10 protein-coding genes and 1 riboswitch are annotated in these 11,713 nt (G+C 55.7%); of the genes, 7 read left to right on the top strand and 3 right to left on the bottom strand.

Annotated elements, in window-relative coordinates:
- Positions 1-7 precede the first annotated feature (7 nt).
- Together AC1V0D_RS21005 and argH are read left to right on the top strand one after the other, a co-directional pair.
- Positions 8-1,228, top strand: a complete 1,221-nt coding sequence (locus AC1V0D_RS21005) for an argininosuccinate synthase (RefSeq protein WP_482908003.1) — start codon at positions 8-10, stop codon at positions 1,226-1,228.
- Between the two features lie 91 nt (positions 1,229-1,319).
- On the top strand, positions 1,320-2,693 hold the full coding sequence (gene argH, locus AC1V0D_RS21010) for an argininosuccinate lyase (RefSeq protein ID WP_009088004.1): 1,374 nt from the start codon (positions 1,320-1,322) through the stop codon (positions 2,691-2,693).
- A gap of 119 nt (positions 2,694-2,812) precedes the next feature.
- Here argH and AC1V0D_RS21015 read toward each other — a convergent pair whose 3' ends face one another.
- Positions 2,813-3,586, bottom strand: a complete 774-nt coding sequence (locus tag AC1V0D_RS21015; RefSeq protein ID WP_482908004.1) for a glutathione peroxidase — start codon at positions 3,584-3,586, stop codon at positions 2,813-2,815.
- An 83-nt stretch (positions 3,587-3,669) separates the two neighbouring features.
- Here AC1V0D_RS21015 and oxyR point away from each other — a divergent pair, with 83 nt between their 5' ends.
- Positions 3,670-4,587: a DNA-binding transcriptional regulator OxyR gene (gene oxyR / locus AC1V0D_RS21020; RefSeq protein WP_482908005.1), complete on the top strand. Its 918-nt coding sequence runs from the start codon at positions 3,670-3,672 to the stop codon at positions 4,585-4,587.
- Here oxyR and sthA read toward each other — a convergent pair.
- On the bottom strand, positions 4,570-5,970 hold the full coding sequence (gene sthA, locus AC1V0D_RS21025) for a Si-specific NAD(P)(+) transhydrogenase (protein WP_009087998.1): 1,401 nt from the start codon (positions 5,968-5,970) through the stop codon (positions 4,570-4,572). The genes oxyR and sthA overlap by 18 nt on opposite strands.
- 192 nt (positions 5,971-6,162) lie before the next feature.
- Here sthA and fabR point away from each other — a divergent pair, with 192 nt between their 5' ends.
- Both fabR and AC1V0D_RS21035 read left to right on the top strand, forming a co-directional pair.
- A complete protein-coding gene (gene fabR, locus AC1V0D_RS21030; protein ID WP_009087996.1) occupies positions 6,163-6,807 on the top strand; it encodes an HTH-type transcriptional repressor FabR in 645 nt (214 codons plus the stop codon).
- Between the two features lie 17 nt (positions 6,808-6,824).
- Positions 6,825-7,178: a YijD family membrane protein gene (locus tag AC1V0D_RS21035; protein ID WP_482908008.1), complete on the top strand. Its 354-nt coding sequence runs from the start codon at positions 6,825-6,827 to the stop codon at positions 7,176-7,178.
- Positions 7,179-7,218: 40 nt separating this feature from the next.
- On the opposite strand, the gene trmA is transcribed toward AC1V0D_RS21035, so the two are convergent.
- Complete coding sequence (trmA, locus tag AC1V0D_RS21040) at positions 7,219-8,322, bottom strand: tRNA (uridine(54)-C5)-methyltransferase TrmA (RefSeq protein ID WP_058957345.1); 1,104 nt, start codon at positions 8,320-8,322, stop codon at positions 7,219-7,221.
- A gap of 110 nt (positions 8,323-8,432) precedes the next feature.
- Positions 8,433-8,614, top strand: a riboswitch (cobalamin riboswitch).
- Between the two features lie 71 nt (positions 8,615-8,685).
- Between trmA and btuB the strand changes: the two genes are divergently transcribed.
- Together btuB and murI are read left to right on the top strand one after the other, a co-directional pair.
- Positions 8,686-10,566, top strand: coding sequence for a TonB-dependent vitamin B12 receptor BtuB (gene btuB / locus AC1V0D_RS21045; RefSeq protein WP_482908006.1), 1,881 nt, complete (start codon positions 8,686-8,688; stop codon positions 10,564-10,566).
- Positions 10,511-11,362, top strand: coding sequence for a glutamate racemase (murI, locus tag AC1V0D_RS21050; protein ID WP_009087991.1), 852 nt, complete (start codon positions 10,511-10,513; stop codon positions 11,360-11,362). Before btuB ends, murI begins: the two co-directional genes overlap by 56 nt.
- Positions 11,363-11,713: the final 351 nt, after the last annotated feature.

The raw sequence follows: 11,713 nt of genomic DNA on the forward strand, positions 1-11,713 counted from the left end.
TTACGAAATGCAAACGCAAAACATCAAAAAAATCGTTCTGGCTTACTCCGGTGGTCTTGATACCTCGGCAATCATTCCATGGCTGAAAGAGAACTACGGTGGCTGTGAAGTGGTCGCTTTTGTGGCGGATATCGGTCAGGAGCGTGGCGATCTGGAAGGTGTTGAGAAGAAAGCGCTGCAGTCTGGCGCCTCGGAATGCCACGTTGTGGATCTGCGTGAAGAGTTTATCAGCGACTACGTTTACCCGGTGCTGCAGACCGGTGCGCTCTATGAAGGCACCTATCTGCTCGGCACCTCGATGGCCCGTCCTATCATCGCGAAAGCGCAGGTTGAGCTGGCACTGAAAGTAGGCGCGGATGCGCTGTGCCACGGTGCAACCGGTAAAGGGAATGACCAGGTGCGTTTCGAAACCACCTATACCGCCCTGGCACCGCAACTGAAAGTGGTTGCCCCGTGGCGTGAATGGAACCTGCGTTCGCGTGAAGCGCTGCTGGACTACCTGAAAGAGCGCAATATCCCGACCACCGCCTCACTGGAAAAGATCTACAGCCGTGATGAAAACGCCTGGCACATCTCTACCGAAGGCGGCGTGCTGGAGAGCCCGGCCAATGCGCCGAATAAAGATTGCTGGGTCTGGACCGTCGATCCGCTGGAGGCGCCCGATCAGCCTGAAGAGGTGACCGTGACCGTCGAAAAAGGCCGGGTTGTGGCCGTTAACGGCGAAAAACTGAGTCCGTTCCAGTGTCTGGAAAAACTCAACGAGCTGGGCGCAAAACATGGTGTCGGCCGTATCGACATCGTGGAAAACCGTCTGGTCGGGATTAAGTCCCGTGGCTGCTACGAAACCCCGGGCGGCACCATCATGGTCAGCGCGCTGCGTGCCGTTGAACAGCTGGTACTGGATCGCGACAGCTTCAAATGGCGCGAGCAGCTCGGCCACGAGATGTCCTATGTGGTCTATGACGGTCGCTGGTTTGCCCCACTGCGTAAGTCGATTCAGGCTGCTGCCGAATCGCTGGCGGAAGAGGTAAATGGTGAGGTTGTGGTGCAGCTCTACAAAGGCCACGCGACAGCCACCCAGAAACGCTCGACTAACAGCCTCTACTCGGAAGAGTTCGCCACCTTTGGCGAAGATGAGGTTTACGACCACCGTCATGCAGGCGGCTTTATCCGTCTGTTCTCGCTCTCTTCACGTATCCGTGCGCTGAACGAGCAGAAGAAGAAGTAATATTTCAGGCGAGGTGCGCCTCGCCTCACAGATTCAATCCAGGGGCGGCATTTATGCCGCCCCTTGTTTAACGATTCAGAGGAGTTTTCACATGGCACTTTGGGGTGGACGGTTTACTCAGGCAGCGGATCAACGTTTCAAACAGTTCAACGACTCGCTGCGCTTCGATTACCGCCTGGCAGAGCAGGACATTATTGGCTCTGTTGCCTGGTCCAAAGCGCTGGTGACGGTAAACGTGCTGACTCAGGATGAGCAGCAGCAGCTGGAAGCGGCCCTGAATACGTTGCTGGGTGAAGTGCGCGAGAATCCTGAGCAGATTCTGCAAAGCGACGCCGAAGATATTCACAGCTGGGTTGAAGGACAGCTGATCGACAAAGTGGGCGCGTTGGGTAAAAAACTGCATACCGGCCGCAGCCGTAACGACCAGGTCGCGACCGATCTGAAACTCTGGTGCAAGATGCAGGTTGAGGCATTGCTGGGCGCGACACGCGATCTGCAGCAGGCGCTGGTCGTCACTGCGGAAGCGAATCAGGATGCAGTGATGCCGGGCTACACCCATCTGCAGCGTGCGCAGCCGGTGACCTTCGCGCACTGGTGTCTGGCCTATGTGGAAATGCTGGCGCGTGATGAGAGCCGTCTGCAGGATACCCTGAAGCGTCTCGATGTCAGCCCGCTGGGCTGCGGCGCACTGGCCGGAACGGCCTACGAAATCGATCGTCAGCAGCTGGCAGGCTGGCTGGGTTTTGCCTCCGCCACGCGCAACAGTCTCGACACCGTCTCCGATCGCGATCATGTGCTGGAGCTGCTCTCTGATGCGGCGATCGGCATGGTTCATCTGTCGCGCTTCGCCGAAGATATGATCTTCTTCAACACCGGTGAAGCGGGCTTTATCGAGCTGTCAGACAAAGTCACTTCCGGCTCATCGCTGATGCCGCAGAAGAAAAACCCGGATGCGCTGGAGCTGATTCGTGGCAAATGCGGTCGGGTGCAGGGCGCACTGACCGGCATGATGATGACGCTGAAAGGTCTGCCGCTGGCGTACAACAAAGATATGCAGGAAGACAAAGAGGGGCTGTTTGACGCGCTGGACACCTGGCTCGACTGTCTGCACATGTCCGTGCTGGTGCTGGATGGCCTGCAGGTGAAACGTCCGCGCTGCCAGGAAGCCGCAGAGCAGGGCTACGCAAACTCCACTGAACTGGCCGACTATCTGGTCGCCAAAGGTGTGCCGTTCCGTGAAGCTCATCATATCGTCGGCGAGGTCGTGGTAGCGGCCATCGGGCAGGGTGTGGCGCTGGAAGCCCTGTCGCTGGCACAGTTACAGCAGTTCAGTGCGGTGATTGACGACGATGTCTATCCGATTCTGGCACTGCAATCCTGTCTGGATAAACGTAATGCGCAGGGGGGCGTCTCGCCACAGCAGGTTGCCCGCGCCATCGGTGACGCGAAGCAGCGGCTGGCATAATCCGCAGGCAAAAAAAGGCGGGCACAACAGATGCCCGCTAACCTCTAGCTTCAGAATTACTACTTTATTATAGGCACATCATCAAAGCGCCCGCTCTCCCGGCCGACGCTAAGATTCTCTTACGCTGACAGCAGGAACTGCTGCAGATCCTCACTGCCGCCAATATGACGACCGCCCATGAAAATCTGCGGCACCGTCGCCCGGCCTGATACGGCTCGCAGGCTCACGGTTGTGGCATCCTGACCCAGCACAATTTCTTCATACTGGATGCCATGATCCAGCAGCATCTGTTTTGCCTGGGCGCAGAAGATGCAGCCAGGTTTTGTAAAGATGGAGACTGACTCCTGTGCTTTGCACTCCGGAGCCAGATAGCGCAGCATGGTATCGGCATCGGAGACCTCAAAGGGGTCGCCAGGCTTGTTCGGCTCAACAAACATTTTCTCCACCACGCCGTTGCGTACCAGCATGGAGTAGCGCCATGAGCGCGGGCCAAAACCGAGATCGGCTTTCTCAACCAGCATCTCCATACCTCGGGTGAACTCGCCGTTGCCATCAGGAATGAAGGTAATATTGTCTGCCCGCTGTTCGGCTTTCCAGGCGTTCATCACGAAGGTGTCATTGACCGAGACACAGAGAATCGTGTCCACGCCATGTTGGGCAAACAGGCCCGCTAGTTCGTTGTAACGCGGCAGATGACTGGATGAGCAGGTAGGGGTAAAGGCACCCGGCAGGGAAAAAACAATCACCGTTTTGTCTTTGAACAGCGATTCTGTGGTGACATCGACCCAGCGATCGTCCTGGCGCGTATGAAACGTGACGGACGGAATGGCTTTACCTTCCTGACTTGCAAACGTTTTTTCTCCTGATAACCCCTTTCCTTTTGATGCGCGCATTATTCCGAACCGCCCTTGATAGGGCCAATCGTTCATTGCTATTCTATCTATCGCCACGGGCTATCGTGGTTTGGAGGGTAATAATGAATATTCGTGATCTTGAATATCTGGTCTCACTTGCTGAATATCGCCATTTCCGCCGTGCGGCAGATGCGTGTCATGTCAGTCAGCCAACGTTAAGCGGGCAGATCCGCAAGCTGGAAGATGAGCTGGGTGTGATGCTGCTGGAGCGTACCAGCCGTAAAGTGCTGTTCACCCAGGCCGGTTTGCTGCTGGTGGATCAGGCGCGCACGGTTTTGCGTGAAGTAAAAGTGCTGAAAGAGATGGCCAGTCAGCAAGGGGAAGCGATGTCAGGTCCGCTGCATATCGGCCTTATCCCGACCACCGGCCCCTACCTGCTGCCACAGATTATCCCGATGCTGCACCAGACGTTCCCGAAACTGGAAATGTATCTGCATGAAGCGCAGACGCAGCAGCTGCTGGCACAGCTCGACAGCGGCAAACTGGACTGCGCGATTGTGGCGCTGGTCAAAGAGAGCCAGGCCTTTATCGAGGTTCCGCTGTTTGATGAACCGATGAAACTGGCGATCTACGAAGATCATCCGTGGCGCGACCGCGATCGGGTACCGATGTCCGATCTGGCGGGCGAGAAATTACTGATGCTGGAAGATGGGCACTGTCTGCGTGACCAGGCGATGGGATTCTGTTTTGAGGCGGGTGCCGACGAAGATACCCATTTCAGGGCAACCAGTCTGGAAACGCTGCGCAATATGGTGGCAGCAGGCAGCGGCATTACGCTGTTACCAGCGCTGGCGGTTCCGCCGGAACGTATCCGCGATGGGGTCTGCTATCTTCCGTGCTATAAGCCGGTACCACAACGCACGATTGCGCTGGTTTATCGGCCGGGTTCGCCTCTGCGCAGCCGTTATGAACAGCTGGCAGAAGCAATCAAAACCCACATGCAGCACTATCTCGACAAGACGTTAAAACAGGCGGTTTAAGCCGTTTAACGCCGCCACGCGATAGGCTTCCGCCATCGTCGGATAGTTAAAGGTGGTATTCACGAAGTACTCAATCGTGTTGCCACCATTTTTCTGCTCCATGATCGCCTGACCGATGTGAATAATCTCGGCGGCACGCTCACCAAAGCAGTGGATCCCCAGAATCTCTTTGGTTTCCCGGTGGAACAGGATCTTCAGGCTGCCGACGTTCATCCCCACAATCTGCGCCCGCGCCAGATGTTTGAACTGCGCGCGTCCCACTTCATAGGGCACTTTCATGGCGGTCAGCTGCTGCTCGGTTTTGCCCACGGAGCTGATTTCCGGAATGGTGTAGATACCGGTCGGGATATCTTCAATCAGATGCGCTGACGCTTCTCCTTTGATAATCGCCTGCGCGGCAATGCGGCCCTGATCGTAGGCGGCAGAGGCCAGACTCGGATAGCCAATCACGTCACCGACCGCATAGATGTGCGGCTGCGCGGTCTGATACATGCTGTTGACTTTCAGCAGGCCACGGCCATCCGCTTCCAGACCGACATTTTCCAGCGACAGGGAATCGGTGTTGCCGGTTCGGCCGTTGGCGTAAAGCAGGCAGTCCGCTTTCACTTTCTTGCCGGATTTCAGGTGGATGATGACGCCATCTTCCACGCCCTCAATCTTCTCAAACTCTTCGTTGTGACGAATCACCACGCCGCTGTTCCAGAAGTGGTAGGAGAGCGAATCAGACATCTCCTGATCGAGGAACGCCAGCAGACGATCGCGGGTATTGATCAGGTCAACCTTGACGTTCAGGCCGCGAAAAATCGAGGCGTATTCACAGCCAATCACGCCGGCGCCATAAATGATGACGTGTCCCGGTTCGTGATGCAGGTTGAGAATGGAGTCTGAGTCATAGACGCGGGGATGGGTAAAGTCGACATCGTCAGGATGGTAAGGACGTGAACCACAGGCGATGACAAATTTCTCTGCCGTCAGCCGCTCACGCGTCCCATCAGGTTGTTCAATCTCAATGGTGTTGGCATCAACAAAATGCGCATCGCCCTGGTACAGTTCGCAGCGGTTACGCTCGTAGAAGCCCTGACGCATGGCCGTCTGCTGGCTGATCACGTTTTCCGTGTGATTGAGAATGTCGGCAAAAGAGGAGCGAAGGAGTCGGGTGTGATCGCTGTAAAGCGGGTTCTGATTAAATTCGATAATGCGACTGACGGCGTGACGGAGAGCTTTAGAGGGGATGGTGCCCCAGTGGGTACAGCCGCCGCCGATGTTATGGTAGCGTTCGATCACGGCGATGCGCGCTCCCTGTTTTACCAGCCCCATCGCCGCCCCTTCACCGCCGGGCCCTGAGCCAATCACAATGGCATCGTAATCGTAAGACTTTTGCATACCGATACGTCCTATTATTTATACATTTTTACAACGAGATTCTAACATCTCGTCGCGCACTTCTGAATTCTATCAGCGATTTTCATCACAGTTTGACAAAGAGTGAGGTTCACAGGCGGTGACAAAGATTGCCAATCTGTACGCTGAAATTTTTGATATAGTGCCTGCCTAACACCGCTAAAGGCAGAGAGAATGGGCGTCAGAGCGCAACAAAAAGAACGTACACGACGTACACTGATTGAAGCAGCGTTCAGTCAGCTCAGCGCCGAACGCAGTTTTGCCAGCCTGAGTCTGCGGGAAGTTGCCCGCGAGGCAGGTATCGCACCCACCTCCTTTTATCGTCATTTTAAGGATGTCGATGAGCTGGGCCTGACGATGGTGGATGAAAGCGGGCTCATGCTGCGACAGCTGATGCGCCAGGCGCGCCAGCGTATCGCTAAAGGCGGCAGCATCATTAAAACGTCGGTGTCGACCTTTATGGAGTTCATCGGCAACAACCCCAACGCTTTCCGCCTGTTACTGCGTGAACGTTCCGGCACCTCCGCCGCTTTCCGTGCCGCCGTGGCGCGTGAAATTCAGCACTTTATCGCTGAACTGGCTGACTATCTTGAGGTCGAAAATCGCATGCCGCGCAGTTTTACCGAAGCGCAGGCTGAGGCGATGGTGACCATTGTCTTCAGCGCCGGTGCAGAAGCACTGGATGTTGATGCTGAGCAGCGTCGTAAGCTTGAGGATCGGCTGGTGTTACAGCTGCGTATGATCGCCAAAGGCGCCTATTACTGGTACCGCCGGGAGCAGGAGCGTCTCGCGGTTACCCTGGAAAAACCCGAAGAGTAATGAGTAAGGATCCGTCCATGACCCACCCGGCTTCCCGCGATAAAGGCACACTGGCACTGGCTTTTATTACCGGCTTAGCGATTAACGGCTCGTTTTCTGTGCTGTTCAGCGCCTTTGTTCCCTTTTCCATTTTTCCGCTGATTGCACTGGGCCTGGCGGCCTGGTTTCTGCATCAGCGTTACCTCAACACCAACATGCCGGAGGGGATGCCGGGCCTGGCAGCCGCCTTTTTCCTGCTGGGGATTCTGGTTTACAGCGCGCTGGTGCGGGCAGAATACCCGGACATGGGCTCCAACTTCATCCCCACCGTTCTGATGGTGGCGCTGGTGTTCTGGATTGCAACGCGATTTAAGCGCAAGCGTAATCAGTAAAAAAAACGGGAACCGCAGGGTTCCCGTTTTTGTTTATGCTTCAGGCTTTACGCGTAAGCAGAACACCGCATTCCATATGATGGGTGTAAGGGAACTGGTCAAACAGCGCCAGGCGCGTAACGTCGTGCGTTTGCGCCAGCGTCTGCAGGTTGTCGCTCAGGGTCTGAGGATTGCAGGAGATATAGAGGATGCGCGGATAAGCCTGCACCATCTTCACCGTCTCGTCATCCAGTCCGCTGCGCGGCGGATCGACAAAAATCGTCTCGCAGTCGTAGCTGGTCAGATCAATGCCTTCCAGACGATTAAAGCTGCGGACACCGTTCATCGCCTGGGTAAACTCTTCCGCCGCCATGCGAATGATCTGCACATTATCGATCTGGTTAGCGGCGATATTATATTGCGCCGATGCCACGGAAGGTTTGGCGATTTCCGTTGCCAGTACACGGCGGAAATTGCGTGCCAGCGCCAGCGAGAAGTTGCCGTTGCCGCAGTAGAGTTCCAGCAAATCCCCCTGTGAATCCCGGGTGACATCCAGCGCCCACTCCAGCATCTGAATATTCATTGCCGCGTTAGGCTGCGTAAAACTGTTTTCAACCTGGCGATAGATAAGCTCGCGGCCCGCCACCGGCAGACGTTCGTCAACGTAGTCGCGATCGAGACAGATTTTGGTTTTGGTTGCGCGGCCAATCAGCTGCACATCCAGCCCTTCGGCACGCAGCCGATCGCGCAGCGCAGCGGCGGCCTGCTGCCACTCGTCGTCCAGCTTGCGGTGGTAGAGCAGCGAAATCACAATCTGATTGCTCAGGGTCGAGAGATAGTCGATCTGGAACAGCTTGTGGCGCAGAGTACGGTTATCGCGGATCGCGGCGATCATCTTTGGCATCAGCTGGTTGATCAGCTGGCTGGCCGCAGGGAACTGATCGACACGGATCCGTTCGCGCGTCTGCTGATCGAAGATGATGTGATAGATATCATCACCGTCGTGCCACAGCCGGAACTCTGCGCGCATCCGATAGTGGCTGACCGGTGAACGGAACACCTCCACGTCGGGCGCAGCAAACGGCGTCATCATCGTCTCTAAACGACTGACTTTTTCCGCCAGCTGTGCGTCATACTCTTCAATGGGGAGATGTTCGGGTGTCATGAGCAATCCTGATTAATAGCTTACCAGCGGGCGATTGTAGGCATTCACTTGCTGATGTCCAGTCCCGCAGATAGATGATTCCCGGCTATCTGGACTTCCGAATCGCCACTCCGTAGACTGCAGACGCCGGCCTCAGCCTGAGTTAATAGGGAATCCAGTGTAAATCTGGAGCTGACGCGCAGCGGTAAGGAATGTCGTGATGAGTGCAATAGCAGACACTGTCCTGCGGGATGGGAAGTCATCATCATTTATGGTTCCCAGCCCGAAGACCTGCCGGTGTAACGTCGCTACTCGTACAATCATCGCGTGCTATCGATTGTCGGCCTGCGGCATCCAGCTTCGTCTTATGGATGCGATTTAAAAATGATAAAAAAAAGTGTATCGCTGTTCGCTCTGAGCGCAACGGCGGCTTCTCTCTGGGCGCAAAACGGGTTTGCTCAGGCAAATTATGAGACGCAAATTGTGACCGCTAACCGTTTTGCTGAACCTGTCTCTGGCGTACTGGCACCTACCACCGTCGTGACGCGCGATGAGATTGAGCGCTGGCAGGCTAAAAGCCTGGCGGATGTGATGCGCCGTCTGCCGGGTGTCGATGTGGCGCAAAACGGCGGATTAGGTCAGCAGAGCTCCCTGTTTATTCGCGGCACCGAGTCCCGCCATGTCCTGATCCTGATTGATGGCATCCGGCTGAATCAGGCCGGAATCAGTGGTTCGTCCGATCTCAGCCAGATTCCGCTGACCCTGGTGCAGCGTATCGAATATATCCGCGGTGCGCGTTCTGCCGTCTACGGTTCTGATGCCATTGGCGGCGTAATTAATATCATCACCGGCCGGTCGCAGCCGGGAACCACGCTGACGGCGGGTATGGGCTCCAATGGCTATCAATCTTATGATGGCTCTACCCAGCAGAGGCTGAGCGACGCCACCACGCTGACCCTGGCAGGCAACTATACCTACACCAGAGGATATGATGTGGTGGCGGGTTATCCCAGTAACTATGGCCCGGCACAGCACGACCGCGACGGATTCATGAGCAAAACCCTCTATGGCAATCTTGAGCATCAGTTCAGCGATGAGCTGAGTGGGTTTGTGCGCGGCTACGGATTTGATAACCGCACCGCCTATGACGGGTCACACAGCTACGATGAGAGTTACATCAACATCATCGGTCTGCCGGACACCCGCCAGCTCTACAGTCAGACCTGGGACACCGGTTTACGCTTTAACCGTGATTTCTACTCGACTCAGCTCATCGCCAGCTATGGCCATACCAAAGATATCAACTACGACCCGCGCAATGGCCGCTACGGCGCGGCTTCCACGTTTGATGATGTCACGCAGTACAATCTGCAGTGGGGCAACACGGTGCAGATGGGGCAGGGCGCGGTGAGTGGGGGTGTCGACTGGCAGAAAGAGACCACTGAGCCAGGCACCAATTTTCTGTCAGAGGGGTATGAGCAGCGTAACACCGGCCTCTACCTGACCGGCCAGCAGCAGTTCGGCACGGTTACGCTGGAAGGGGCGGTACGCGGTGACGATAACAATCAGTTCGGCTGGCATAACACCTGGCAGACGGCAGCTTCCTGGGAGTTTATCTCGGGCTACCGTGCATTCGCCTCTTATGGCACCGCCTTTAAAGCGCCGAATCTGTCACAGGTTTACAGCCCGGTTTATGGCAATCGGGACCTCGACCCGGAAAAAAGTAAACAGTGGGAAGGCGGCTTTGAAGGCCTGACCGGGCCGGTCAACTGGCGCGTGTCGGGCTACCGCAATGACATCGATAACCTGATTGATGGCGATCCGGCGACCTTCCGGTACTACAACATTAAGCAGGCGCGTATTAAAGGCGTGGAAGCGACGGCAGGCTTTGATACCGGGCCACTGACGCATCAGCTCTCTTATGATTATGTCGATGCGCGGGATGGCAGCACCAATCAGCCGCTGGTTCGCCGGGCAAAACAGCAGCTGAAGTATCAGCTCGACTGGACGCTGTATGACGCGGACTGGTCTGTAACCTATCACTATCTGGGTGACCGCCACGATACGGATTTCAACAGCACGCCCAGCCGCCGCGTCAGGGAAGGTGGGGTCAGTCTGTGGGATCTCGCCGTCTCATATCCTGTCACTTCACAACTCACAGTTCGTGGTAGAATTGCCAACCTGTTCGATAAAGATTACGAGACAGCGTATGGCTATCAGACTCCAGGACGAGAGTATTACCTCAGCGGCAGCTACAGCTTCTGATTTGCGACCCACCGTGCTGGTATTTGACTCCGGCGTCGGTGGGCTTTCTGTCTATGATGAGGTCCGTCAGCTACTGCCGGATCTTCATTATCTCTACGCCTTCGATAACGCCGGCTTCCCTTATGGTGAGAAAAGCGAATCCTTTATCGTGGAGCGGGTGGTCGCCATCGTTGAGGCCATTACCCGCCGCACGCCTCTCTCATTAGTCATCATCGCCTGCAATACCGCCAGCACGGTTTCGCTGCCTGCATTGCGTGAACACTTTTCGTTTCCTGTTGTAGGCGTCGTTCCGGCGATTAAACCGGCTGCGCGCCTGACGCGTAATGGTGTCGTGGGCTTGCTGGCGACAAGAGCAACCGTTCGCCGTCCTTATACCCATGAGCTGGTGGCACAGTTTGCTGGCTCCTGCAAAATTGAGATGCTGGGATCGGCGGAGCTGGTGGAGCTGGCAGAAGCCAAGCTGCATGGCGGGGAAGTGGCACTGGATGAAGTAAGGCGTATTGTTCAGCCATGGCTGCGGATGGCGGAACCGCCTGACACGGTGGTTTTAGGCTGCACTCACTTTCCTTTACTGCGTGAAGAGCTGCAACAGGTCCTGCCGGAAGGAACGCGCCTGATTGATTCCGGTGCGGCAATCGCCCGACGTACGGTCTGGCTGCTGGAGCATGAAGCACCTGAGGTGCGTTCCTCACAGCAGAACGTCGCGTTCTGTACGGAGCTGGATGGCGAAGCGGTACAATTATCACCCGTTTTACACCGTTATGGCTTCCCGTTGCTGGAAAAACTGGCGCTTTAGGGGCTTTTAGCTGAAAAAAACAGCACTCGGAATTTTATTTGAAATTAGCACTTGTCAGCCTCCGAGAACTCCCTATAATGCGCCTCCACTGACACGGCACAACGGCTTACGAAGCGTCGCGTTAAGTGGTTCGAAATCATACGAACCAGTGAGTTAAGCGAAAATAAATGCTTGACTGACAATGCGGAAAGCGTAATATACGCAGCCCGCGCCGCAGGAAAACGCGGCACTGCTCTTTAACAATTTATCAGACAATCTGTGTGGGCACTCGCAGGATTGATATCAGCGTCCCCGGACGCACAAAAATATCAAAGCCTCACGAGTGAACACATAATGAAATTCATTATGACG

Source organism: Pantoea sp. PA1 (genome assembly GCF_056856975.1).